Below are 26,280 nucleotides of genomic sequence, written 5' to 3' on the forward strand. Positions count from 1 at the left end.
TTCCTGCCTTATGGGCCTGTGCTCATAACTTGAAGGCTGAGGCTGTGAAGAAATCGCTCCAGTGGAGCGATTTTAAGCCGAAGGTTGAACACGGGCGATAGCCCGCGCGCAGACTGCGTAGGTTCAAATCCTGCCCCCGTAACCAAAATGTCAAAGGCTCGCCATTCGGCGGGTCTTTTGCATTTTTGATTGTCTGGTCGGGTTATGCCTGAAGGCTCAGGCTGTCAAGAAATCGCTCCAGTGGAGCGATTTTAAGCCGAAGGTTGAGCACGGGCGGTAGCCCGCGCGCAGACTGCAGAGGCATATGGATCAGACAATAAAAAAACCCGCTGTTGGCGCAGCGGGTTCCTGGAAAGGCTTAAACTTGACCCCTCTAGAAATCTGAGGACGAGTTTAGGCGACGGGATCGCTTTCACTGACGACGATTTGGCGCTGTGTGCCGAGACCCTCGACCGATAGTTCGACGATATCACCCGTGCTCAGAAAGCGAGGTGGCGTCAGGCCTAGACCCACCCCTTCCGGCGTTCCGGTTGCAATGATATCGCCCGGCATAAGGCGCATGAAACCGGACATATAGGATATGATCTCGGCCACAGGAAAAATCATGTCGGAGGTAGAGCTGTTCTGCACGGTCTCGCCGTTAACAGAAAGCTTCAAGGTCAGGTTTTGAGGGTCGCCTGCTTCGTCGGGTGTTACAAGCCACGGGCCGATCGGTCCGAAATTCGGTGCTGATTTTCCTTTGATCCATTGTCCGCCGCGCTCGATCTGATAGGCGCGTTCGCTGACATCGTTGATCGTGCAAAAGCCTGCGACATAATCAAGCGCGTCGTCCTTGCTGACATAGCTGCACGGGCGGCCGATAATGATGCCAAGTTCAACCTCCCAATCTGTTTTGACAGAGCCGCGCGGCAAGATAATGGGATCGTTCGGCCCGCAGATGCACGATGTGGATTTTGAAAACAGCACCGGTTCTTTGGGTTCGGAGTTGTTGGTTTCGCGTGCATGACGGGCATAGTTCAAACCGACCGCATAAAAGTTACGTGCCGCCCCAACACACGGGCCGATCCGTGTACCGGGATCGACAATCGGCAAATCAGACAGGTCGCGAGCAGCCAGGGCCGCCAGTTGTTCGCAATTCACGGTTTCGGGCGTGAAATCGGCAATCAAACGACTGAGGTCGCGGATGTTTCCTTCCTGATCAAGGTATCCGGGCTTTTCGTCACCAATCGGTCCGTGGCGGAGAAACTTCATAATCCAGTCCTTTCAAAAATGTTCTTTCAAATGCGCTATCAGGCTGAGCGCAAGATCATGTCAGCGGCTTTTTCCGCAATCATCACCACCGGTGTCGCGGTGTTTCCCGATACAATCCGCGGCATGATGGATGCATCGACCACCCGCAAGCCTTCCACGCCGCGTACCCGCAATTGCGGGTCAACCACTGCACCGTCATCAACGCCCATGCGGCACGTTCCAACGGGATGGAAAATGGTTGTACCGATGTCACCGGCGGCACGGGCCAGACTGGCATCATCTGTTTTGTCCGTGCCGGGCACGTCTTCGGACGGGGCATATTTTTTCAAAGCAGGCATGGTCATCAAGTGCCGTGCCTGGCGCAGTGCGCGCACAGCGACATCAATGTCACTGTCTGTGCTTAGATAGCGTGGTGAAATGTCGGGATGGGCGGACAGGTCCGCGTTCGATATGTGGGTGGAGCCCCGACTGTCCGGGCGCAGGTTGCAGACCGATACCGTCACAGCCGGATAGGGATGCAATGGTTCTCCCAGCTTGTCGGTTGACAGAGGTTGAATGTGATATTCAAGGTCCGGCGTTGCCATTTCGGGACTGCTTTTGGTGAAAATCCCGAACTGGCTGGGGGCCATGGACAAGGGGCCGGAGCGGTTCCACAAATAGCTTGCCGCCATGCCGATCTTTCCCGACCAGGAATTGGCGATCTGATTAAGCGTGCGGGCATTTTCAACGCGGAAAACCATCCTTAGCTGAAGATGATCCTGAAGGTTTTCGCCGACATCTTGCATATCGCGATACACATCGATACCCGCATCTTGAAGACGTTCGCCCTGACCAATACCCGATGCTTCAAGCAGTAAGGGCGAATGGATCGCACCGGCGGCGAGAAGGATCTCTGCCTTGGCCGAGGCATGAAGCATCATGCCGTCACGAAGGATGTTCATCGCCTTTGCACGGCCGTCCTCAAACGTGATTTTTTGAACATGGGCATGGGTTAAAAGCCGCAGATTGGGGCGATTGAGAGCCGGTTTAAGAAAAGCCCGCGCGGCACTCCAGCGACGGCCGCCATTCTGGTTGACCTCAAAATAGCCGGCCCCTTCGTTGTTTCCAGCGTTAAAGTCATCGGTTGGTGGTATTCCCATTTCTTCGGCGGCGCGCTGAAAATCATCGAGCAAATCCCATTTAAGACGCTGGCGGGCGACTTTCCATTCACCGCCCTGCCCGTGGATTTGGCCATCACCACCGGGGCGGTCCTGGGAACGGATGAAGTAGGGAAGCACATCATCCCAACCCCAGCCGGTATTGCCCATCTGTGCCCAACCGTCATAGTCCGCAGCCTGACCGCGCATGTAAATCATGCCGTTGATCGAGCTGCATCCCCCCAGAACCTTGCCGCGCGGATAGGCCAGTTGGCGCCCGTTCAAGCCTGCTTCGCTTGTGGTTTTCATCATCCAGTCGGTGCGCGGATTGCCCATGCAGTATAGATAACCAACCGGAATATGGATCCAGGGATAGGTATCTTTGCCGCCCGCCTCGATAAGAAGAACTCGGTTGGCGGGATTGTCGCTGAGCCGGTTCGCAAGCACACATCCTGCCGTCCCGGCGCCAATGATGATGTAGTCGTACTCGCCGTCTAAATTGCGTGTCATGTCGGTACCTGGAAATATTGTGTTAGTAAATTGCGATTGCCGGGAAGAGGACCAGCAGACCAACGGCCAGCACCTGCAGGCAAATGAATGGCACAAGTGATCTGAATATCTCGCCAAGGGTGATGTCGGGCGGGGTCACGCTTTTGAGGTAAAACGCGGCGGGCCCGAAAGGCGGCGTCAGGAAAGAGACCTGCATATTCATGGCAAACAGCACACCAAACCAGACCGGGTCATAACCAAGATGAAGAATGATCGGCACGAAAATGGGCATGGTCAAAAGTGCGATACCAACCCAGTCGAGAAACATGCCGAGAATGAACAGGATCAGCATCATGAACAGGATAATCACCATCGGCTCCTCTGAAATGCCGGTAATCATCTGTGATATGAAGCGGATACCGCCCATCAGGTTATAAACACCGACCAGTGCGCTTGCGCCGATGCCAATCCACATGATCATGCCGACTGTTGCCAATGTATGCAGGGCCGCATCAAGCAACATGCCAAAGGAGAATTCCCGGCGCAAAATCGTAGACAGGATCACACCCGCGGCGCCGATGGCAGAAGCCTCTGTGACCGAAGCGATGCCGCCATAAATTGATCCCAGTACGGAAAACACGACCAAAAGCGGCAGAACAAGACCACGGAGCAGCGGCAAGTTATCGCGGAGCGCGACGCGTTCGACAGGTGGCGGCGGGGCGGCGTTCGGATCAAGATAGGAACGCAGCAGAATGTAGGCGATATAGAGCCCGGCCAACATGAAGCCCGGCAGAAAAGCCGCGGTAAAAAGATCCCCGACCGAGACATTCGCGGTCAAACCGTAAATGATCAAGACGATGGAGGGCGGCACCATTGTGCCCAGTGAACCGCCAGCGCACACAACACCGATGGCCAAGCGCCGGTTATAGCCAAGGCGCAGCATCTGTGGCAGGGCGACAAGACCAAGCAACACGATTTCACCGCCGATAATACCGCTCATTGCGGCAAGGATGACGGCGACGAAAATCGTCTGAACGGCAACCCCACCGCGCAGGCGGCCACCGATAAGCTTCATTGCATCAAACAGGTCGCGGGCAATGCCAGACCGGTCAAGTATGGCTGCCATCAGTACGAACATCGGTACAGAGACAAACACAAAAGATGACACGAAACTGTATACGCGGCTTGTGATCAAGGGCACCGAGCTTGGCCCAAACCAGCCCACGGCAAAGACCAGGGCAACAAGCAGGGTCACCATGGCAAGCGGGGCGCCGGTCAAGAGCAGCGCAATCAGCAGGGCGAACATCAGCAATGTTCCCCAGCCGATCCCCAGCGCCTTGAGGTTCAGTCCAAGATCAATAAGGTCAAACATCGTCGTGCCTTTGTGGCGCTTTGCTGCCACGTGCGTAATTGAAAGTGAGGATGAGAAACTGGACGCTCATGACAACGAGCACGCAGAGCAGGAATATTTTCAGAACTGCGGGCGTGGGTGAGTTCCAGGCACTGCCGGTGGTTTCCAGAAAGAAACTGCCATCGGGGCGAAACATCGCCTTTTTCACCATCAGCCACGCGGCCCACGCGAAAAACAGACTGACACCAAGGCAGGCAATTGAAATGACCACATCAAGAGCACGGCGTGCAGACGACCTGACCACATCATAGATCAGGACGACGCGGATGTGCGTGTTGCGTGCAACACAGTAAAGTCCGCCAAAGATAAAGGTCACGGCACTTAGGAATATGGTTGTTTCATGTGCCCACACGGTCGGACGGTTGAACACGTAGCGCAGGAAAACCTCCATCACGAGGATTGCCATGGCTGCGATGATACAAATCGCAAAGGGACGTGCGGCAAGGGTGATGGCGCGTCCAAGCCAACCGGCTTGTGGCAAATATTCCAATTGGGGTGTCACGGATTGCTGTGTATCGGACGTGGCAGGGGTATGATCGGGGGGCACTGACATGGCTGACCAATCGTTTCGAGCGGAGTGATGATCGGGGAAAGGTCCGGGCGCATTGACTGCGCCCGGAGGCACCCTGTCAGTTCAAGAGACCTTGGGATTTCAGATATTCGGTCAGCAAGTCGTAGACCTTTTGCGCATTTTCAGAGCTTGCAGCGACTTTTGACCATTGGTCCATGGCAATAGTGCGGAACTTTGCACGTTCTTCTGCCGACCAGTTGTGCACGGTGATCGAAGGATCTGCTTTGGCTTCTGCCACCGCCTTGAGATCATTGATCGACAATCTGGCAACGGCATCCTGGGCAAAGTCGCGTACAGAAACAGTCATGATTTCCTGCAGGTCTTCGGGCATCGAGTTCCATTTTTCAAGGTTCATGGCGACCTCGACCAGTGGCATGGAATGGAAGCCCGGATAGACAGGGTGAACTGCGACCTTGTGCAGGCCTTGCTGGTGGTTGGTTGAGAACACCGTGGAATCGGCGGCATCAATAACGCCCTTGTCGAGGGATGTGTAAACCTCGGAATAAGGCAGGTTCACCGGTACTGCGCCCGCTGCAGCAAAGACTTCCTGAATGAGGCCTTCCGGCGCACGGACTTTCAGACCTTTCAGATCGGCAACCCCGTCAAGCGGACGGTCAGAAACAAAGCCTTCAAGGCCGGTTGTTGTCGCGCCGACAAAACGCAAGCCATAGGGCCCTTCAAGTTCGTTCATCAACTCGTAACCGCCACCATAGTTGATGAAGCGGAACATTTCGTCGGGCGACGCCCATGCGCCGATCGGGTTGGCGATCAGACCGAATGCCGGATCCTTGCCGGAAAAATAGCTTACATCGGTAATGTGGCCATCGAGAATACCGGAACCGACAGCTTCCTGGGTTTCGTTATATTCCACGACCGAGCCCACGGGCAGCAGTTCGATGGCAATGCGCCCGCCCGACATTTTATGAACGCGTTCGGTCCATTCTTTTTGAATGGCGAAGTTGGGGTTTCCTGCCGGATCAACCGACTGAAATGTGAGATCAAATTCCTGTGCCGTGGCGGTTGTGCCACTAAGCATAAAGACAGCAAGTGCGACTTTCAGACGAGTGCGTTTCATTGTGTTTTCCTCCCTGTTTGCGGCATGTTTTGGTGATCCCATGCCTTTGGACCGTATCGTACGCGAGATCGTGCCGTGCGCCAAAGTCAGGCAGCGCCACTAAACCGTTTCTGAGCCGGTGCATTAACGAGATTACGCAGGGAACCGTCGCGTAAATATTGCATCGCGGTTTCCACCGAAAGGCGGCGGGCATCGGCCACACTTTCCGGGCTCGACCATGCGGCATGGGGAGTCAGGAACAGGCGTTCACCAACAATCGGATCCTTGCCATTGGCATAAGCCAAGGCAATGGCATCTTCAGGTGCGGGCGGCTCTGCGGGCAGGACATCAATACCGGCACCGGCAATCGTGCCGTTTCGCAAGGCATCAAGCAAAGCATCAATATCGATGATCGCGCCGCGTGCGGTGTTGATCAGCAGTGCATGGGGCTGCATCATCGCCAGCCTTTCTGCATTGATCATCTTGTGACTTTCGGTCGTGAGCGGGCAATGCAAGCTGACCACATCACTTTGTGAAAGCAGGCCTTCAAGCCGGTCACAGCGGTCAACCCCGACAGCAATTTCCGTGCCCCGGGACACCAGGGGATCGTAGGCCAAAACACGCATGCCAAATGCCTTTGCCCGCAATGCGGCGGCAATGCCAATGCGGCCAAGCCCGACAACCCCGAATGTTTTACCGCGAAGGCGAGCCAGCAGCGGGGCACGGGCATGGTCAAAGCCAGCGCGGGGGGAGTCCATCAGGTTCCTGTGATAGGAGTTGATGCCGCGACGCATGGTCAGCATCAAGGCGATGGCATGGTCGGCGACCTCGCTTGTACCGTAATCCGGGGTGTTGCAGACCGGAATGCCCGCTTCGGCGGCGGCATTCAGATCGATGTGGTCAAACCCCACACCGGCACGCACGATGATCTGGCAGCGATCAAGCTTTGCAATCACGTCACGCGTGACCGGCATTTCATGCCACACCACCATCGCATCACACTTGCCCAGCACATCGGCCGGAATGTTTTCAGGCGAACGTTCCCGGTAAATATCCCAGTCGACCTGGTCGCCAGACGTGCGACGCTCGATCTGCGCATCGTCCGGATATTGAGCATCGGGTGTGAGTAGGCGGAAGCGAGACATATGGACCTCTTTGGGGTTCGTCGGCATCGGATATCATGAATTGTCATTCTAGAATTCTAGAATTTTAATTCCTTGTCAATATTGTTTTTTTGGTGTTTGATAGGCGAACAAAATCATGGGATTGATGGTAAATGGTGCCATCACGGAACTGATCTGAATTTCGAAGGAGACTGCTGTGTCGCTCACTCAAGAGGCTTGTGAACGACTTCGCGATGCAATCGTGTCGGGCAAATTTGAATTTGGCGAACGATTGTCCGAGGAGCAGATTGCCCGCGCGCTTGGCATGAGCAAAGCGCCGGTACGGGCAGCATTCACGGACCTACGCGATATGGGACTGGTCAGCATCGTACCCCAAGCCGGTACTTATGTGTTCACACCGACACCGCAGGAAGTAAACGAAATGAGCCACTTTCGTGCGATGCTGGAGCGTGAGGCGCTTGGCAGTGCGCTGGCGCGTGATCCCGATAGCCTTGTGCAGGGGCTTTCGGCGGCAATCGTGCAAATGAAGCACGCCATTGATGTTGATGAATTCGCGCTTTATAGCCGCGCCGATAGTGCCTATCACCGTGTGATCCTGCATCATGCTGGCAACCGCTATCTGGAAAAAGCGTATGATCTGACCGCCACCGCGCTGGAAGCTCTGCGCGCCCATTTGCAATCGGGGGAAGGAGATTTCTGGCAACGCTCGTTTGCCGAACATACGCAGATGCGTGATTTGATGGCGAACCGCCAGTTTGATGAGGCGCAGGCTTTGCTGGAAGAGCATATTCTGGTGATCAATCGATCGATTTCACTGCCGTCTGCAAACATTAACCAGCGTACCAAAAGCCGCCGTCGCACTGATGAAGAGTATGCAATATTGCTTTCGTAATCACTTTTGTCGTGTTCTTGGGGGATGAAAGTGATCCGCTGCGATGTATACAGACATTGGTCGAATACATCTCATCCGGCTCAAAATCTGTTTCCCCTTGAGAGGATTGGTTCTGTTCTCTCCTGAGGGTATAATATCCTTGTTTTCCTTGCTCGCATCGATTTTATAATCGCGCCACACCCGTTCCATTCTAAACATAAAAAGAACCCCGCATCGTAAGGGGGTAATCTTTTCACGAACAGTGCTTCGATCCGTGAAATGGACGGGGATACACGGGGATTTCCCTTGATTTCGGACAATTCGCACCCGGTTTGTCGGTGATGGCGAGTGTTTGGATGTTTGACAGCATGAAAAATTCAAAGTAAATGCAAACAATTCGCAGTTGCTTTGCTGCGGGATGTGATCTGTCGGGGGCCCATGGTTGCAAGTTGGCGCGACGAGGAATTGCTCGCCCTGTTCGTGACCAGAAGGCGCGAACTGGTCAATTACGCGCGCGCAATTGTCGGAGATCGTGCTGCTGCCGAGGATGTCGTGCAGGATGCCTATTTCCGGCTGGAACGTGCCGGTGCCGTTAAAATGGATGATAGGCTTGATGAGCCGGTTGGCTATATTTTCCGGATCGTTCGCAACCTTGCCATAGATGGCCGTCGCAAGATGGTACGCGAAAGCAACCATGTTGGCATTGATGAAAACAGCATGACCGACGCCGTTCCCGAAGATCGGCCGGGCCCTGAAGCACAAGCCATCGCACGAAGCGAACTCAGGCTGCTTGAGCAGATATTGGCGGAGCTTCCGGCCCGGTCGCGCATCGCCCTTGAAATGCACCGGTTTGGCGGGTGCAAATTTTCTGAAATCGCCGCAAGGCTTGATATTTCGGTAGGTACAGCGCACGCGCTGGTGACCGACGCGATAGAGCATTGCAAAACGCGTTTGGCAAGGGAGAGGTAAGCGTGCGCAATAAATGCTGAAAAATTGAAAATTCAGCAGACTGCCATCGTTTATTCAGTAAGGAAGCAACGCAATGTGTCAGGACATGAAAAATCCCGCAAAACGGACCGCAAAGGCGGCCCCTGTCCTGCGAAGCACATGGAGAGATGCGAAGCGATGAACGATATGACGAAACCAGAGTCGGCAAGCGAGTGGATCGCCTTGCTAGGCGACGATCCCGATAACCGGGATTTGCGCGCGCGCCATGACGCGTGGCTGGAAAGCAGTATGGAAAACCGTGCCGACTGGAACGAGACACTGCGTGTCTGGCAGATGCTTGATATGACTGTGCCGGTCCATGTTGCGGAATGGCAGGACAGGATAGGACAAGTACAACCGACCGTTTCGCGCGAAGATCGCGTCGTTGCGAGGCCGGATACGGATGCCGGTCCAGTTGTCCCGGTGCGCGGGCGAGGCGGGCGTTCATTCTGGCCGCGGCAGCTGTCGCTGGGGCTGTCGCTGGGGCTGTCGGGATCTGCTCTGATCGCGTGCCTGCTGGTCTTTGCCTTGCCGGGCTGGATGATTGATCTGAATGCGGATTATCAAAGCCCGATCGGGGAGATACGCGTGGTCGAACTGCCGGATGGCAGCATGTTGCATCTTGCTCCAGATAGTGCGGTTGCGCTGGCTTTTGCCGGGGACAAACGACAGATTGAACTGCTGCGAGGTGAAGCGTTTTTCGACGTTGTACCAATGACGGATCGACCGTTTCGTGTGATTTCCGGCGAAGCGGAAACAACGGTTCTCGGGACGGCGTTTGATGTCCGTCGCGGTGGATACGGTGTTGATGTCGCGGTCGAACACGGGCGGGTTCGTGTGGAACATAGCCGTGGGAGCCAGTCGGACAATGTATCCGAACTTGGTGCCGGTGACATGGTGCATGTTGACCCGGATGGTTCATTTGTTCGTCAGACGATGGCGCCCGAACTGGTGGCGGCATGGCGTGGCGGACGACTGATTGCCAAGGATCAGTCGGTTGCCGAGGTCGTTGAAACGGTTGACCGTTATTTCGATGGCTGGATTTTGATCAGCGATGATGCACTCGGAAGTGAGCCATTGACCGGGATTTATAACCTTGAAGACCCCAAGGCGGCCCTTGCCGCGATTGCAGATGCGCAAGGTGCTGTGCTTCGCGAAATTTCGCCATGGATTCTTATGCTGTCACCCGAATAGTGCTTGTCTGAAATCGCCGTGAAAACACGGCGAAGAATGATATTGCGAAAAAATCTCAACTTTTTTTGAATATCGCCACGCCCCCCTTCGTTGCTTGGTTAAAGGGTGAACTTAATTCGCATTTGCAAATCACCCATTCTGCAAAACGTAAAACCAGGCGGAGACTGAACTTTATGACGGGGGTTAATTTGTCGATGGCTTCGGGGAAATGGCGTCGTACCTTTGCGATGTCGACAGCATTATCGGCATTTGCGGTTTCGGGGATCGCATTTTCGGCCGGTGCGATGGAAAATACGGTGCCGGCCACGGCTGCCCAAGCCGCAATCAGTGAACTGGCACAGGCCAGCCAGCAACATGATTTCGATATTGCCAGACAACCACTTGCCGATGCGCTTGCCCTTTTCGGGCAGCAGGCCGGTCTTCAGATTTCGGCCCATGGCGATCTGGTGCGTGATGTTGAAACCAATGGCGTCGTCGGTCTGATGAATACCGAGGCTGCGCTACAACGTCTTCTGGCCGGAACCGGGCTTGTGTACCGGATTGCTGATGACGGCTCAGTCACGATTACAAGTTCGGCGCAAAGCAGTGACGCATCCGAAACCATGGTCAGCCCGATCCTGATCGAAGCTGCCAGTGTGGCTGATGATCGTCCAGGGGCCGCAGATCGGGCAAACTCGGTCCGTGTTACGCGAGAAGATCTTGAACGTCGTAATCCACAAGACGTCAAACAGGTTTTTGCCGGTGAATCCGGTGTTTCGGTCGGTGGATCGATCCCCTTAAACCAGAAGCTTTATGTTAACGGGATCGAGGAAACCAATCTTGCAGTTTCCATTGACGGCGCGCGCCAGAATAACAAGGTGTTTCACCATAGCGGAACAAACCTGATTGACCCCAGCCTTCTGAAGGCGGCCCGGATTGATCCGGGTGTGGCCCCGGCGGATGCCGGGCCGGGGGCGCTTGGTGGTGCGATTGTCTATGAAACCGTCGATGTTGCCGATGTCCTGGAACCGGGCCGTTCACTTGGCGGGTTTGTCAAAGGTAGTTATGACACCGACAGCGAAACCTTCAGCAACGATCTGTCATCCTATGGACGAGCCGGTGCCTTTGAATTGTTGGGCTATTTCAAATGGGCCAAGGGTGACGATTACGAGGCAGGGAATGGGGAGCAGGTCCCTGGCACTGAAGCCGACATGCGTTCAGGTCTGATCAAAACTGCCTACGAAGCCCAAAACGGTCACCGTTTCGAATTTTCCGGGGAACAGGTCCGCGACCGCGCCCAGCGTCCGTATCGTGCCAACATGACCGATCTTACCAACCGGAACCAACCGGACGAACTTGGTTATGATATGCGTCGTCGTAACTTTGCGTTCAATTACGGACAGGCCGGTGCACAGGGGCTTTGGGATCCCAAAGCGGTTCTGGCCTATAGCGAGACATATCTGTACGCGCCGTTGACTGAACAAAGTCGTGGCACGACCAGCAGTTTTTCGGGAAAGTTCGAAAACGACTTCAATTTGACGGACCGCGATACGGTTACGACCGGCGTCGATTTTTATAATGACGTTGCCGAATACGATGGGCCGGATACCGATGTAGATGAAGAGGCAACCAATTTTGGTGCCTATGCGCAGGCACGTATCCAGCCGTTTGATCCTTTGCGTCTATCGTTCGGTATGCGTGGCGATACACAGAAATTTACAGGCATTGACGGTACCGAGTTTGAAAATGATGGACTGAGTGGCAACGTATCTGCGGCGGTTGACGTTACCGATTTTCTGACAGTCAATGCAGGTTATTCCAATGTCTGGGGTGGCATCGCACTGGCTGAAAACTTTATCCTGAACCCGGCATGGGATTACAGCGACGGTATCAAGCCGGTTCGTTCGGAAAACTACACCACCGGATTTGAAGTTCATCACGAAGGGTTCAGTTTTAATGCCGGTATTTTCCGCAGTGTATTTGACAATGCCCGTGATCCGGGCTGGACACCCGGTCCTTCGGTTGTCGTCGATTTCGAAACACGCGGCTACAATCTCGGTGCCGGTTATAATTGGGGCCCAGGTTTTATCCGGGTGTCTTATACCGACAGCGAAATCACCGTGAACGGCAACCCGGGTGATTCTGACGGTACCCAATATCTTGGTGCGCCGCTTGGTCGGATCATCGCGCTCGAAGCCGCCCACCGGATCGACACGATCAATCTGACCTTGGGCGGGACGCTTGATGCCGCCTTGAAAAATACCGATACGACCGATGCGGGTGGAACGGCACAGGAAGCCTATGAGGTCGTCGGGCTTTATGCCGAATATCAACCCGAAGCAGCTGACTATCTGACGCTTCGCATCGAAGCAAACAACATCTTTGATGAAGAGTATTCCGATCGTGCATCTTACGGGCAGGACTTCACCAACGTTGTCCCGCTTTACGAACCGGGCCGGTCTTTCCTGTTGATGGCGAAGGCGCGCTTCTAGGGTTTTAAAGGATTTGGATGCATTGCCTGGGACCGGTTCGCTGGTCCCAGGTTTTTCTGTTAACGGAGGCAAAGTGGTATGCCGCATGTGATGCGCGCGCTTTTTCTGACGGGTCTGGCTTTGATGGCAAGCCTTCCTGTGCGGGCTGGAACGATTGAAATAACCGACCTTGCCGGGCGACAGGTGCGCATTGAAACGCCGGTCGAACGACTGGTAATCAGCGAGGGGCGGTATATTCCGCTTTTGGCCATGCTGCGGCCATATGATCCGGTTGGCAGTTTGGTTGGTATGATGACGCCGCTTGGCTGGACTCAGCCCGACCTTGAACAGCAGCTTTTTGCCAGTTTCCCTGAAGCAAAAAACATCCCCTTATTTGGCGGGCGCAGCGAGGATAGCGTTTCGGTCGAAAAGATTATCGATCTGGCCCCGCAATTGGCGATTTTCGGGCTGAATGACCACGGCCCGGGGGCAAAAAATGCAGAAATGATTGATCAGCTGACCGCCGCAGGTACGCAAATCATCTTTATCGATTTTCGAGCTGATCCATTGAACAACACCCTGCCTTCCATCGAAATTCTCGGTCGTGTACTGGGGGCGGAGGACCGGGCAGGCGACTATATTGCCTTTTACCAAAGCCGGCTTGAGACCATTCGCCAACGGGTCGCGGATGTTGATGTCCGTCCGACGGTATTTTTGCAGGCCCATCCCGGTCGTTTCGAATGTTGCTGGGGCATGGCAGAGGGCATGCTGGGACCGTTTGTTGGTGAGGCGGGCGGCCTTAATATTGCCGATGCCGTCGCCCCCGGACCAACGGCCCAGCATACGGCTGAGTTTCTGCTGACGGAAAATCCGGATGTCTGGATCGGGACAGCATCGGGTACGGCCAAGGAATATCGAGATGGGGCTTTGCCGGTTGCGCTGGGGGCAGGTATGACGGCCGAAATGGCGGCCGACAGTCTCGCACGCTATCTCGCTGCGCCGGAATTTGCAGCCCTTGATGCCGTTCGAAGCGACCGGGCACACAGCATCTGGCACAATTTTTATAACTCGCCTTTTAACATCGTGGCGCTCGAAGCCTTTGCAACATGGATCCATCCAGACCTGTTTGCCGATCTTCATCCGGAAAAGACCATGCAATATATCTACGACACCTGGTTACCGTTCGACCTTCATGGTGTTCACAGCGCGACGGTACATCATGGTGCCCGCTGATCTTTCGCTTCATGACCGGTTTGGAGCCATTCATCGTCGCAGGTTGTTGATCATATCCGTAATGGTTCTGGCGCTTTTTCTCAGCCTTGGTCTTGATCTGGCGGCGGGGCCAGCCGGGCTTGATATCGGCGATATTGTCGGGGGTATTCTTGATCCGCAATCGCTGGCGCTTCGGCATCGGATCATTCTTTGGGAAGTCCGGTTGCCTGATGCACTGATTGCGCTTGCGGTTGGGGCTGCATTGGGGCTGGCAGGGATCGAAACCCAGACCATTCTTGATAATCCGCTTGCCAGTCCCTTTACGCTTGGCGTGTCATCGGCTGCGGTTCTCGGGGCCAGCCTTGCAATCGTGCTTGTTCCGGTTCTGCCCTTCCTGCCCGAAACCGCGATCTTACCGGTGATGGCACTGCTTTTCGCGCTGGGATCTGGGATATTGATCCTGTTGATTGTGCGTTGGAGCGGCGGCGCACGCGAGACCGTTGTTCTGTTCGGGATTGCACTGGTGTTCCTTTGCAATGCCCTGACCGCCGGGTTGCAATATCTGGCCAGTGCCGAAGCGGTTCAGCAGATCGTATTCTGGACCATCGGCAATCTGACCCGTGCCGGATGGCTTGAAGTCGGGCTGGTGACGGCGTGCTTCGTGGTTATTCTGCCCTTTTCCCTGCGGCAGGTTTGGATCATGACACTTCTGCGCGGGGGCGAGGCTCATGCGCGCAGTATGGGGATCAATGTTGCCCGGCTTCGCATGTGGGTCATTCTGCGCATTTCTGTTCTGGCGGCCTTTGCTGTTTGCTTTGTCGGGGCGATCGGTTTTATCGGGTTGGTCGGGCCGCATATTGCCCGCCTGCTTCTGGGCGAGGATCACCGTTTGCTGGTCCCGGGATCGGCAATTTGCGGGGCATTGATCCTGTCGCTGGCGTCTTTCCTGTCCAAGGCACTTGTGCCGGGCGTTATTATTCCGGTTGGCATTCTGACTGCTGTTGTCGGCGTGCCGGTCTTTCTGGGGCTTCTTGCCGGACGGAGGAAAACGATATGACGATCTTTTCCGCCACCGGTATTTCCGCATCCTATGGCCGGACCCGGATATTGCATGATGTCGATCTGCCTGAATTGCAAGATGACGAGGTATTGGGGCTTCTTGGCCCGAATGCATCGGGTAAATCGACCCTGATGCGGTGCCTGACCGGCGAGAAGACCCATCATGGCCGAATCGTTCTGGATGGCAGCGACCGGGATGATATGGACGTTATGGCATGGCATCGCCGGGTGGCAACCATGCCGCAAACACCGCCCAATCCCAGTGTCCTGATGCCGACCGAACTGATGTGGAGTACGGCGCGCGCCCTTGATCTTGATTTTTCGGATCGCGAACTGGCTGATCGGATAGAGGATATCTTTAACCGGCTTGGGCTGGATGATTTTGCCCTGTCGCCGCTGCATGTTCTGTCAGGTGGCAAGCGACAGCTGGTCGGGCTTGCGCTGGCACTGCTGCGTGACCCGGATGTTTTGCTGCTTGATGAACCGACATCGGCACTTGATCTGCATTGGCGAATGGTGGTGCTTGATCTTGTGCGTGAACGGTTGACTGAGCGCGGCGGGGTTGTGATTGCCGCCCTGCATGATCTTGATCTGGCGGCACGTTATTGCGACCGGATTGTATTGCTTGAAGCCGGTCAAATCGTTGCATCCGGCACCCCCGGCGAGGTGTTAACGCCTGATAATCTGGCGCGCGTCTATCATGTGGAAACATCGGTTTCGCGAGATGAGCAAGGGCGGCCTGCGGTGCAGGTGATACGGCCCATTCGTTCCGGCGAACGGCTTGCCCGATAACGGCAAACATGAAACGGCCCGGCTTTGCAATAGCCGGCCCGTTTCCTTTTACCTCTCAGGCGCAGTCCGACTTGTTATCGGTCCTGATGCCAAGTGATTGTGCTTCATGCAGGCGCCGATAGGTGCCACCGGCGGCAATCAGGGCATCATGGGTACCTTCTTCGGCAATGCCGTCTTGCGTTATCACGACGATCCGGTCGGCATTGCGGATGGTGGCCAGACGATGCGCAATTACCAGTGTCGTGCGCCCTTCGGCCAGTTCATCAAGCGATTGCTGAATGGCGCGTTCGGTTTCAGTATCGAGTGCTGAGGTCGCCTCGTCCAGAATAAGGATCGGCGGGTTTTTTAGGAAAATACGGGCGATTGCGACACGTTGTTTTTGGCCGCCCGAAAGTTTGACCCCGCGTTCACCGATCACGGTATCAAGCCCGTCAGGCATATCTGCAATCAGTTCCCGCAGGCGGGCGCGATGGGCGGCATCAATGATTTCATCCTCGGTCGCGTCAAGACGGCCATAGGCAATGTTGTCGCGCAATGTTCCGGCGAACAGGAAAACATCCTGCTGGACGATGCCGATCTGACGGCGAAGCGATTTCATTTTGATGTCGCGAATATCGATCCCGTCGATTGTGATCCTGCCCGCTGTCACATCATAAAAACGTGGTACGAGCGAACAAAGAGTGGTTTTACCCGCACCGGATGGCCCGACAAATGCAACCGTTTCACCGGCTTTGATCGAAAGATTGATATCATTGAGTACAGTGCGTTCCGGGCTGTATCCAAAGCCGACCTGGTCAAATGCGACATTGCCGGAAAGGTTTTCGATATCACGCGCACCATCGCGATCGACAATATCGGGTTCGGTGGCCAGCAATGCCTGATAGTTTTTGAAACCGGCGATGCCCTTGGGATAGGTTTCGACAACAGCAGCGATCTTTTCAAGCGGTTGATAGAACACATTGACCAACAGCAGGAAGCCGACAAACCCGCCAACCGTCAACCCGCCGGTCACAACGAAATATGTCCCCGTCACCAGAATGACGACCTGGACAATTCGCATGCCGAGGTAATTGATCGCAAGGCTGATCGCCATGATGCCATAGGCCTGCAATTTCACATGGCGATAAAGCTCGTTATCCTTGTGAAACAGGGCGCGTTCGTGATCCTCGTTGGCAAAGGCACGCACTACGCGTACGCCACCTACATTTTCCTCGATCCGGGCGTTGAAGGCACCGACACGGCCAAACTGGCTTTGCCAGTTGCGTGTCATTTCCCCACCGAACCGGACGACCAGCCACATCACCAGCGGCGCAATCGTCATTGCAATCAGCGCCAGTTCCATATGCACGGTAAACATCAGGATCAGCGCCCCGACAAAGGTCATGACCGCCACAAACAGGTCTTCGGGGCCGTGGTGGGCGACCTCGCCGATTTCTTCCAGATCCTTGGTGATGCGTGCCACCAGATGGCCTGTCTTCTGGTTGTCGTAAAAGCGGAAGGAAAGCTTTTGCAAATGGTCGAATGCGCGTTTGCGCATTTCGGTTTCGATCGTGATACCCAGAACATGGCCCCAATAGGTGACGACGGCCATCAAGCCGGTATTGGCAAGATAGACCAGAAGCAATCCGACAGCCGCCAATCCAATCAGCAGCCAGTCCTGTTTGGGTAACAGCACATCGACAAAACCGGCAACCGCAACCGGAAAGCCAAGGGACAAAATACCCGACAGGACAGCCGACCCGAAATCGAGCATGAAGAGCCGTTTATGCGGCAGATAGTAGGAAAAGAATTCTTTGAGCATGGGGAGGATCCGGTGGCAAAGGTTCACTCACAGCGTCGGAGCAGCTACGAAGACATGAAATAGCGAAATTGATTACTATTAGCAATTGGTGCGATGCGAACTTTAACTGTTATTGCGCCGGGCTGCCGGATAGTTGTGATTTCGGGGGCGTAATTCTGACAGAGGTGACCCAAGCAGGAATGTTCAGGCCCTTTGATCGAGGCTTCAGCTATTTATAATCACCCCCTCTTTTCATTCTGAACTCGATAGCCCGGCAGCAAGTTTTGAGACAGGCATCAGGGTGACAACTCCCCCAGCGCATGTGCCAATTGCATTGCAAATCTGGCGGATGCCACGGGCAGGGTACGTCCACGCATCTGGCCGAGAATAAGACTGCCTGCTGGCAGATCCCGTTCCGAGATCGGACGGTTGATTAGGATGCCATTTTCTTCCGTTCGAAGGCCGATCGGAATTTGGAATCCGATCACATTTTCATGCATTACATAGTGCCGGATCAGTTCGAAGCTTTCGGTTTCAATAACAGGCGACATCTGTCGGGAATTACGGCGGGCGGCAAAATCCAACAAGTGGCGGACACCAAACCGGTGGGTCGGTGCGACGTGGGGAATGTTCAGGCAATCGCGCAAACGAATTTCCGGTTTGGTTGCCAGGGGATGATCAGAGCGCATCACCACGTTAACCGTTTGCGGGATCGTGTGGATGACTTCGAAATCGACAAGGTATACGGGCTCAAACACCAGAGCCAGATCGCTTGAATAACTTGCCAGTTCCTGTTCGGCTTGCGCCCGATCACGGATATTGACGCTGAATGTTACGCCGGGGTGATCCTTGCGGTATTCGGCGATCTGCCGGGGCAGGAAATAGGGCAAAAGAGCCTGTGAGCAGGCAATCGAGATATGGCCGCGCCGTTCCCCGGAAAGGTCGGCGACCTGCCCTTGCACGCGTTCCAGGTCGGATGCCATTGCCCGATAATGGTGCAAAAGAAGTTCGCCCGCCGGATTAAGTCGCACCCCGCTGGGCAGTCTTTCAAACAGTTCTGTCCCAAATTCATCCTCGAACCCGTTAATCCGCCGGTTCAAGGCCGAAGCTGTGAGGTTCATATCTTCGGCAGCCTTGCGCATTGATCCTGCGCGGGCAACGGCCTCAATCAATCGGAAGGTTTGCAGATGCCGCATGGGTTGCATTTTCCTGATGATGCAAATGGTGGTGCATTTTTTGCAACGGATTGGTGAAATCATAGCAATTTTCGCGAACGCGAAAAACTGCAAACTATCAGGATTACATCCAATCATGCTGCTCATGGGGGGTTTGGCGATGGTTACGAGACGCAATTTTCTAAAAGCCGGTGCTGTAATTGCAGGCACATTGCCGTTCGCGCGTTCATTGTCCGCATTGGCGGCAGGAAGCGACACGCTGGTTGCCGTGTCCGCCCAGACGGTCAATAGTCTTGATCTGCATCGCACCGGGACCAACCGTGCCAGTTACCAGATTGCGGTGAACTGTTATGACCGTCTGGTGTCTTTTGGGTCAAAGCCTGCCGAAGGCGGTGGTCTTTCCTATGATTATTCCACCATTGTGCCGGAGCTGGCTGAAAGCTGGACCTTCTCCGACGATGGCATGAAGATCACCTTCAAGCTGAAATCCGATGCGGTTTTCACCGATGGCAGCAAGGTAACGGCAGCAGACGTCAAATGGTCGTTTGATCGTGCGGTCAGTGTCGGCGGATTCCCGACAGTTCAGATGAAAGCCGGTGGCTTTGTTCGCCCCGATCAATTCGAGGCTGTTGATGACGAGACCTTTGTTGTCATCCTTGATCAGGCATCCAAGCTTGCACTTCCCGATCTGGCAGTGCCAGTACCCTTCATCATCAATTCGAAGGTGGCCAAGGAACATGCAACCACGGATGATCCGTGGGCAATGGAATATCTGCATACCAACACCATTGGTTCGGGTGCCTATACCGTTACCCGTTGGGATGCCGGTCAGCAGGTCGTCTTCGAGCGTAATGATAAATGGGTTGGCGGGCCGGTCCCGCCGGTGCGTCGTGTGATCATGCGCGAAGTTCCGTCTGCGGCCACCAGCCGCGCCCTGATCGAACGGGGTGACGTTCAGGTTGCCTTTGATATTCCCGACAAGGATGCCGCAGAACTGGCCGGTAAAGTCACGGTGCATTCAACCCCGATTGAAAACTGTATCCATTCACTTTGCCTGAACACCAAATTTGAACCGTTCCAGGACCCTGACGTGCGCAAGGCGATTGCCTATGCCGTACCGTATGAGGCGATCTTTAATGCGGCGGCCTATGGTCGTGGTGCGCCGCTTTGGGGGGGCGAGGCAAAGGCAACCGATATCGCGTGGCCGCGCAAGTCGCCCTATGACACCAACCTGGACAAGGCCAAGGAACATATGGCCAAGTCGGGCTTTGCCGATGGATTTGAAACCAAGCTTTCCATTTCAACCGATTTGTCTTCGTGGATGGAACCGACCGCCCTGCTTATTCAGGAGGCGGTTGGCAAGCTTGGCATCAAAGTCGAGATTGAAAAGATCCCGGGTGCCAACTGGCGTACGGCGGCACTGGTGGAAAAGCGCCTTGATTTCCATCTGGAAAACTTCGGCGGCTGGCTGAATACGCCCGACTATTACTTCTTCTGGGCCTATCAGGAAGGACATCTGTTCAACTCGTCGAACTATTCCAATGCCGAGGTTGAACAGCTGACCAATGAAACCCTGCATATGGCCATGGATGATCCGGAATATGCGCCCAAGATCATGCGCATGATTGATATCGTCTTTGAAGATTTGCCGCGTATTCCGCTGTGGCAGCCAGCCCTTAACGTCGCACTGAACGGGGCGGGTGGTTATGAATTCTGGTTCCATCGTCAGCTTGATATCCGCGGCCTGACAACGGTGGAAAGCTAAAATCATGGCAGTCCGGGGAACCAGCATTCTGACACGCATCGCACAGGCCATTCCGGTCCTGTTCGGGGTCATCGTTATCAGCTTTGTCCTGACGCGTGCCTTGCCTGGTGATCCGGCCGTCCAGTTTGCCGGGATCATGGCAACGCCCGAAACAATTGAAGAAACCCGGGCAAAGCTTGGTCTCGACAAACCGCTTCCGGAACAGTTCGTGGTCTACCTTGGTCAACTGTTTCAGGGTGATCTTGGGCAATCGGTTTCAACCGGCCGACCGGTTCTGACCGAACTTACCAGTCGCCTTCCGGCATCGCTTGAACTGACGCTAAGTGCGTTGCTGTTATCTTGTCTGGTGGCGGTGCCGCTTGGTGTTCTGGCGGCAACGCGACCGGGAAGCTGGGTTGACCAGATTTGTCGATTGCTTGTGACAATGGGGGTTTCGCTTCCGACCTTCTTTACCGGTGTGATGCTGATTTACATCTTCTATTACCTGCTGGGTATCTCGCCGTCACCCTTGGGACGACTTGATTTTATCTATCTTGATCCTCCGCATGTGACGGGTTTCTTCCTGATTGATGCCGCACTGGTCGGCGATTGGGAAACCTGGTTTGGCGCATTCAAACAGCTCATTCTTCCGGCTGTGACATTGGCGCTTTTCACCCTTGCACCGATTGCCCGCATGACCCGGGCCGCCATGCTTTCGGCCCTCTCATCGGATTATATTCGAACGGCCCGTGCTGCCGGTTTGGGATCGGGGCGTATTCTTTACGGTTATGCGTTTCGCAATGCGTTGTTACCGGTGGTGACGACACTTGGCATGGTGTTTTCCTTTGTGCTGGGCGCGAACGTTCTTGTCGAAAAGGTTTTTGCCTGGCCGGGAATCGGATCATATGCGGTCGAAGCCCTGATTGTGTCGGACTATGCCGCGGTTCAGGGATTTGTCCTGGCGATGGCGTTTCTTTTCGTCTTCCTCAATCTGGTGATTGATCTGGCTTATTCGCTGATTGATCCGCGTTTCGGGACCTCAGGAAAATGAACAAGATTTTGTCATCCGCCTCCGAAACGTCTGCTGCGGAACCTGAAATGGCCGATGCAGTTACCGACGTTACCCAGCCAGCCAAATCAAGGTCCGGTGGCTTTGCCCATCTGGTTTATGTGCTGCGCGAAAATCCGGTTACGGCATTTGCGTTTGCAATGTTCGGGGTTCTGATTTTTGCCGCCGTATTTGGCCCGTCAATCGTGCCTTACGATCCGCTGGAAACCAATGCTGCAAGTGTCCTGCAGCCACCTTCCATGGCCCACTGGTTCGGAACGGACAATCTGGGCCGTGATGTTTTTAGCCGCGTGGTTGTCGCCACCCGCCTTGATCTGGTGATTTCGGTTGCGGCGGTGGCACTTTCATTTGTTATCGGTTCATTTCTGGGGGCGATTGCAGGTTATCGGGGCGGCTGGACAGACATCACGCTGAACCGCGTTCTTGATACCATCATGGCCTTTCCGCTGTTTGTTCTGGCGATGGGCGTTGTTGCGGCCCTTGGCAATTCGGTTGCGAACATCATTTACGCAACTGCGATCATCAATATTCCGTTCTATGCCCGCCTTGTCCGAGCCGAGGTCAATATTCGTCGAAACGCCGGCTTTACCCTGGCTGCCAAGCTTTCGGGCAACAGTGATGCGCGCATTCTGGCGTTTCACATTTTTCCGAATGCCTTGCCGCCAATGATGGTGCAGGTGTCGCTGAACCTTGGTTGGGCAATCCTCAATGCCGCGGGGCTGAGCTTTATCGGCTTGGGGGTCCGTCCGCCGACCCCGGAATGGGGGATTATGGTGGCCGAGGGGGCGAACTTCATCGTGTCGGGTGAATGGTGGATGGCCCTGTTCCCAGGGTTGTCATTGATGATCGCGGTTTTGACATTTAATCTGATGGGCGATGGTCTGCGCGATATCGTCGATCCGCGACGGAGGACATGAAAATGCTATCCATCAAGGGACTAGGCGTAGCCTTCCGGACGCGAAACGGCGAAGTCAATGCGGTCAAGGGGATCGATTTCGAACTGGCAAAAGGCGAACGCCTAGGCATCGTCGGCGAAAGTGGGTCGGGAAAATCGGTTACGTCCTATGCCTTGATGCGCATCCTTGATGCTGGCGGGACAATCAAATCCGGCGAAGCGGTCTATGGCGGTATTGATCTGCGCCGCGCGTCCGAGCGCGACATGCGCGACATTCGCGGCCGCGAAATCAGCATGATCTTCCAGAACCCCCGTGCGGCACTCAATCCGATCCGTAAGGTTGGTCATCAAATCGAAGACGTTCTGCGTCGTCACAGCCGCGCCACCCGTCACAATGCCAAGATCAAGGCGATTGAAGCGCTTGAGGCGGTTAAAATCCGCGATGCGGCAGCACGCTATGAAGCCTATCCGTTCGAGCTTTCGGGCGGAATGTGTCAGCGGGTTGTCATTGCGCTTGCGCTTGCTTGCGATCCGAAACTGATCATTGCCGATGAACCGACCACGGGGCTTGATATCACCACCCAGAAGGCGGTTATGGACCTGGTGGATGATCTGGTGCGTGCACGGGGCATGTCATCAATCCTGATCACCCATGATCTTGGTCTGGCATCGCAATATTGCGACCGGATTGTCGTGATGAAGGACGGCCTTATTGTCGAGGCCGGCGATCCGGTTGAACTGTTCACCAACCCGCAACACGCCTATACCCGAAAACTTGTCCATGCGACCCCGCGCCGGAGAGGGACCATTCGGTCCCTTTTACCCGAAGGCGAGCGACCGGACCTTGAACCGCACGTGATTGGCGAAAAGCCACTGATTGACGTGATCAATCTTGCCAAAACCTATCAGGGCAAAAGCGGCCCGGTTCATGCGGTCAGGAAAATCAGCTTTACTGTCCATGAAGGTGAGAGTGTCGGGCTGGTTGGCGAATCAGGTTGTGGGAAATCAACCACTTCTTCGATGCTGGTGCGGTTGCTGGATTCCACATCGGGCGGCATTTTCTATCGCGGCGAAGATATCGCGACATTGCCAGCAGCAGGTTTTGCCAAACATCCGTTGCGATCGAAAATCCAGATGGTGTTTCAGGATGCGACCGATAGCCTGAACCCCCGCTTTACCGCCCGTCAGGCCATTGCCGATCCTTTGCATCGCCTGATGGGGATGCGCGGCGATGCGGTAACCACACGCACCGAAGAACTGTCGGAGATGACAGGCTTCCCGGCGCATCTTCTTGACCGGTTCCCGCATCAGCTTTCCGGTGGGCAGAAGGCCCGCGTAGGTATTGCCCGTGCGCTCGCGACCGAACCCGATTTCCTGATCCTTGATGAACCGACAGCTGCCCTTGATGTGTCCATACAGGCGCTTGTCCTGAACCTTCTGGCGGATTTGCGTGTGCGGCTAGGCATCAGCTACCTGTTCGTCAGCCACGATCTCAACGTCGTCAGGTTGCTCTGTGATCATGTGATCGTCATGCAAAATGGCAGCATCGTTGAATCCGGTCCTGTCGCAACCTTGATGGAAAATCCGCAACACCCCTATACACGCGAATTGCTGTCCGCGGCCCCACAGGCCCCGGAACGTGAAATCGCCTGACCTTCCGACTTTTCAGAACATTCAACAACGCCACAGACGGAATACCAAAATGATTGCTGATCTTCCCTTCACACTTGCCGCATTGCGGCAGGCATACGCATCCGGTTTGCGTCCAGAGCAGGTAGTAGAAGAAGCATTTCGTCGTTTGGATGCGACCGGCGATCCGGGTATCCTGATTTACACTGCGCGTGATGAGGCGTTGGCCGCGGCCGGGGAACTTGGTGCTTATGATGGCCGTCCCTTGTGGGGAATTCCTTATATTGCCAAGGACAATATTGACGTGATGGGGATGCCGACAACGGCGGCCTGTCCGGATTTTGCATATGACGTGCCGTCAGATGCTTTTGTTGTTGCCCAATTGCGGGCTGCCGGTGCGATCTGTCTCGGCAAGGCCAATCTGGACCAGTTTGCAACCGGTCTTGTCGGGGTGCGAAGCCCCTATCCCGTACCTCTTAATGCAATTGATCCTGCGATTGTACCGGGTGGATCGTCGTCGGGGTCTGCCGTGGCGGTTGCTCACGGGATCGCGAGTTTTTCCCTTGGTACTGATACGGCGGGGTCGGGCCGTGTACCTGCCGCACTTAACAGCATTGTTGGCCTGAAGCCTACACTGGGCACCCTGTCTGCAACCGGCGTTGTTCCGGCATGCCGGACGCTGGATACGATTTCAATTTTTGCCCTGAATGTATCGGACGCGTGGGACGTGTTTGATGTTGCAGCACAATTTGACGCCGTTGATGCTTATAGCCGGAATTTCGTCAAAAAGGGTGGATTGTCAAAAGCGCTTCCTTTGCGTATTGCGGTGCCGGATGCCCGAACTCTCGAGACGTTTGGTGACGATAGCCAGCGCGATCATTTTCATGGCGATGTCGCGAGGCTTGCAGCACTTGGTTGCGAAATTACAGAGATCGATTTTACGCCCTTCTATGATGTCGCAAGCATGCTTTATCAGGGCGCATGGCTGGCCGAACGTGTTGCTGCGGTCGGCTCACGCCTTACTGAAAAACCAGAAACCCTGCATCGAACAACACGAGCCATTCTTGAGCCGGGGCTGGATTTGACGGCGGTGGATGCTTTTAACGGATTTTACCGGTTAAAAGCCCTGCAACGTCAGTGCGAGAATGCGTTGACGGGGATTGATGCCATCTGTGTGCCGACCATTCCGCATTTCGTGACGGTGAACGACATCGCGGCCGACCCGATCGGACCAAACGCGCGTTTGGGGACCTATACAAACTTTGTGAACCTGCTTGATATGTGTGGCATTGCGGTTCCGACCGGCCCCCGCAAAGACGGCCGTCCAGGCAGTCTGACAATTCTGGCAGGCAAAGGCGAAGATGCGAAAGTTGCATCCTTGGCAGCCTTGCTTGAGGCCGGTGACGTCGGCGCAACAGGATGGACCCGCGACGAGATCCGCTATTCCGAACCGGCCATCGGTGACGATGAAATCGGGCTCGTGGTCTGTGGGGCACATATGTCCGGCTTGCCGCTTAATGGTGAATTGACCGGACGGGCGGCCCGCTTGATCCGTAAAACAAGGACAGCCGCAAAATACAGCTTCTATGCCTTGGCCGGTGGCCCGCCCAAACGTCCCGGTATGTTGGTCAATACCGATACCGGCGGATCAATCGAGGTTGAGGTATGGGCCGTTCCCAAATCGGCAATCGGCAGTTTCCTTGCCGGGATTCCATCACCATTGTGTCTGGGTACCGTTGAACTCGAAGATGGCAGTCGCCAAAAAGGGTTCCTGTGCGAAGCCGCAGGTCTGGATGGCGCCACCGATATTACCGAGTTGTCCAGTTGGCGGACATATCTTGAGAAGATGGGCAAGACGGGTTGAATATTAATCTTCCAGCCTTTCGGCGGTTGTATTGATGGTATTGCGCTTGAGGACGGATATGTCGGGTTGCCGGAAATTCCCAGCGTTGGTTTCGAAGAAAAATCGACGCTGATCAAGGTTATGCGGGAATTTCTGTTTAGGGTTGAAAGCCCTCTTGAGGTAATTTAACGGTTGGGTTTTCGTGTGGGAAGAGTCATCAATATACCCTTTTCAAGATTTGCTCTTTGCCATAATCCTTGAGAAATTATTTCAAGTTTCGTATTACCTGTAATTTTAACTGGATTTTTAAAATGCCAGACTCTTCGGCTCTGTATTTTTTTATGCAGGGGGAGTTCGAGTTTTTGTGAACCGAATGTATATCTACAGCAATCTGTTAATCTTGGGAGGGGACGCTACCAACTATCTATTGCACTGCGATCTCTAATGCCGTTTCTATATATTTATATAGTATTTTGCGGTGAAAGTCTGTGTGCCGTTTAGATTTGTGATTGGTTGCCGGAGCATGTGAGTTGGAAGATCGCAA

At 54.8% G+C, this 26,280-nt stretch carries 20 protein-coding genes; 12 read left to right on the forward strand and 8 right to left on the reverse strand.

Features of this window, described 5'->3' with window-relative positions; genetic code table 11:
• Window positions 1-393: 393 nt before the first annotated feature.
• The 6 genes from AUP42_RS12225 to AUP42_RS12250 form a co-directional block, all read right to left on the reverse strand.
• A complete protein-coding gene (locus AUP42_RS12225; protein WP_062951903.1) occupies window positions 394-1,251 on the reverse strand; it encodes a fumarylacetoacetate hydrolase family protein in 858 nt (285 codons plus the stop codon).
• A gap of 38 nt (window positions 1,252-1,289) precedes the next feature.
• On the reverse strand, window positions 1,290-2,897 hold the full coding sequence (locus AUP42_RS12230) for a GMC family oxidoreductase (RefSeq protein WP_062951904.1): 1,608 nt from the start codon (window positions 2,895-2,897) through the stop codon (window positions 1,290-1,292).
• A 22-nt stretch (window positions 2,898-2,919) separates the two neighbouring features.
• Window positions 2,920-4,248 carry a TRAP transporter large permease gene (locus AUP42_RS12235; RefSeq protein ID WP_062951905.1) on the reverse strand — a complete coding sequence of 443 codons (1,329 nt, stop codon included), beginning with the start codon at window positions 4,246-4,248 and terminating at the stop codon, window positions 2,920-2,922.
• The gene (locus tag AUP42_RS12240; RefSeq protein WP_062951906.1) at window positions 4,241-4,840 is read right to left on the reverse strand and encodes a TRAP transporter small permease subunit; all 600 of its coding nucleotides are present in this window, start codon (window positions 4,838-4,840) and stop codon (window positions 4,241-4,243) included. The genes AUP42_RS12235 and AUP42_RS12240 overlap by 8 nt, the downstream gene beginning before the upstream one ends.
• A gap of 76 nt (window positions 4,841-4,916) precedes the next feature.
• Entirely contained in the window at window positions 4,917-5,933 is a 1,017-nt protein-coding gene (locus tag AUP42_RS12245) for a TRAP transporter substrate-binding protein (protein ID WP_062951907.1), read from the reverse strand.
• Window positions 5,934-6,019: 86 nt separating this feature from the next.
• A complete protein-coding gene (locus AUP42_RS12250) occupies window positions 6,020-7,057 on the reverse strand; it encodes a C-terminal binding protein (protein WP_062951908.1) in 1,038 nt (345 codons plus the stop codon).
• A gap of 175 nt (window positions 7,058-7,232) precedes the next feature.
• Between AUP42_RS12250 and AUP42_RS12255 the strand changes: the two genes are divergently transcribed.
• The 7 genes from AUP42_RS12255 to AUP42_RS12285 all read left to right on the forward strand — a co-directional run bounded on the left by AUP42_RS12255 (window position 7,233) and on the right by AUP42_RS12285 (window position 15,601).
• Window positions 7,233-7,928, forward strand: coding sequence for a GntR family transcriptional regulator (locus tag AUP42_RS12255; RefSeq protein WP_062951909.1), 696 nt, complete (start codon window positions 7,233-7,235; stop codon window positions 7,926-7,928).
• Window positions 7,929-8,345: 417 nt separating this feature from the next.
• Window positions 8,346-8,876 carry a sigma-70 family RNA polymerase sigma factor gene (locus tag AUP42_RS12260; RefSeq protein ID WP_062951910.1) on the forward strand — a complete coding sequence of 177 codons (531 nt, stop codon included), beginning with the start codon at window positions 8,346-8,348 and terminating at the stop codon, window positions 8,874-8,876.
• A 165-nt stretch (window positions 8,877-9,041) separates the two neighbouring features.
• Window positions 9,042-10,088 carry a FecR family protein gene (locus AUP42_RS12265; RefSeq protein ID WP_197468283.1) on the forward strand — a complete coding sequence of 349 codons (1,047 nt, stop codon included), beginning with the start codon at window positions 9,042-9,044 and terminating at the stop codon, window positions 10,086-10,088.
• Window positions 10,089-10,261: 173 nt separating this feature from the next.
• The gene (locus AUP42_RS12270; protein WP_062951912.1) at window positions 10,262-12,559 is read left to right on the forward strand and encodes a TonB-dependent receptor; all 2,298 of its coding nucleotides are present in this window, start codon (window positions 10,262-10,264) and stop codon (window positions 12,557-12,559) included.
• Window positions 12,560-12,637: 78 nt separating this feature from the next.
• Window positions 12,638-13,771 (forward strand): ABC transporter substrate-binding protein, encoded by a 1,134-nt coding sequence (locus AUP42_RS12275; RefSeq protein ID WP_082824759.1) that lies wholly within the window; start codon window positions 12,638-12,640, stop codon window positions 13,769-13,771.
• The gene (locus AUP42_RS12280) at window positions 13,758-14,807 is read left to right on the forward strand and encodes a FecCD family ABC transporter permease (RefSeq protein ID WP_062951913.1); all 1,050 of its coding nucleotides are present in this window, start codon (window positions 13,758-13,760) and stop codon (window positions 14,805-14,807) included. Before AUP42_RS12275 ends, AUP42_RS12280 begins: the two co-directional genes overlap by 14 nt.
• Complete coding sequence (locus AUP42_RS12285) at window positions 14,804-15,601, forward strand: ABC transporter ATP-binding protein (protein ID WP_062951914.1); 798 nt, start codon at window positions 14,804-14,806, stop codon at window positions 15,599-15,601. The genes AUP42_RS12280 and AUP42_RS12285 overlap by 4 nt, the downstream gene beginning before the upstream one ends.
• A 55-nt stretch (window positions 15,602-15,656) precedes the next feature.
• Here AUP42_RS12285 and AUP42_RS12290 read toward each other — a convergent pair whose 3' ends face one another.
• Both AUP42_RS12290 and AUP42_RS12295 read right to left on the reverse strand, forming a co-directional pair.
• Window positions 15,657-17,402 carry an ABC transporter ATP-binding protein gene (locus tag AUP42_RS12290; RefSeq protein WP_062951915.1) on the reverse strand — a complete coding sequence of 582 codons (1,746 nt, stop codon included), beginning with the start codon at window positions 17,400-17,402 and terminating at the stop codon, window positions 15,657-15,659.
• A gap of 275 nt (window positions 17,403-17,677) precedes the next feature.
• On the reverse strand, window positions 17,678-18,577 hold the full coding sequence (locus tag AUP42_RS12295; RefSeq protein ID WP_062951916.1) for a LysR family transcriptional regulator: 900 nt from the start codon (window positions 18,575-18,577) through the stop codon (window positions 17,678-17,680).
• 139 nt (window positions 18,578-18,716) lie between these two features.
• Between AUP42_RS12295 and AUP42_RS12300 the strand changes: the two genes are divergently transcribed.
• The 5 genes from AUP42_RS12300 to atzF are packed head-to-tail and all read left to right on the forward strand — an operon-like array spanning window position 18,717 to window position 25,757.
• Window positions 18,717-20,321 (forward strand): ABC transporter substrate-binding protein, encoded by a 1,605-nt coding sequence (locus AUP42_RS12300; RefSeq protein WP_062952170.1) that lies wholly within the window; start codon window positions 18,717-18,719, stop codon window positions 20,319-20,321.
• 4 nt (window positions 20,322-20,325) lie between these two features.
• A complete protein-coding gene (locus tag AUP42_RS12305; protein ID WP_062951917.1) occupies window positions 20,326-21,351 on the forward strand; it encodes an ABC transporter permease in 1,026 nt (341 codons plus the stop codon).
• Window positions 21,352-21,398: 47 nt separating this feature from the next.
• Entirely contained in the window at window positions 21,399-22,286 is an 888-nt protein-coding gene (locus AUP42_RS12310; RefSeq protein WP_062952171.1) for an ABC transporter permease, read from the forward strand.
• Complete coding sequence (locus AUP42_RS12315) at window positions 22,283-23,917, forward strand: dipeptide ABC transporter ATP-binding protein (protein ID WP_197468284.1); 1,635 nt, start codon at window positions 22,283-22,285, stop codon at window positions 23,915-23,917. The genes AUP42_RS12310 and AUP42_RS12315 overlap by 4 nt, the downstream gene beginning before the upstream one ends.
• Window positions 23,918-23,966: 49 nt before the next feature.
• On the forward strand, window positions 23,967-25,757 hold the full coding sequence (gene atzF / locus AUP42_RS12320) for an allophanate hydrolase (protein WP_062951919.1): 1,791 nt from the start codon (window positions 23,967-23,969) through the stop codon (window positions 25,755-25,757).
• The last annotated feature ends 523 nt before the right edge of the window (window positions 25,758-26,280 follow it).

Origin of the sequence: Thalassospira lucentensis (assembly GCF_001613805.1) — a bacterium.
Taxonomy (GTDB): domain Bacteria; phylum Pseudomonadota; class Alphaproteobacteria; order Rhodospirillales; family Thalassospiraceae; genus Thalassospira; species Thalassospira lucentensis_A.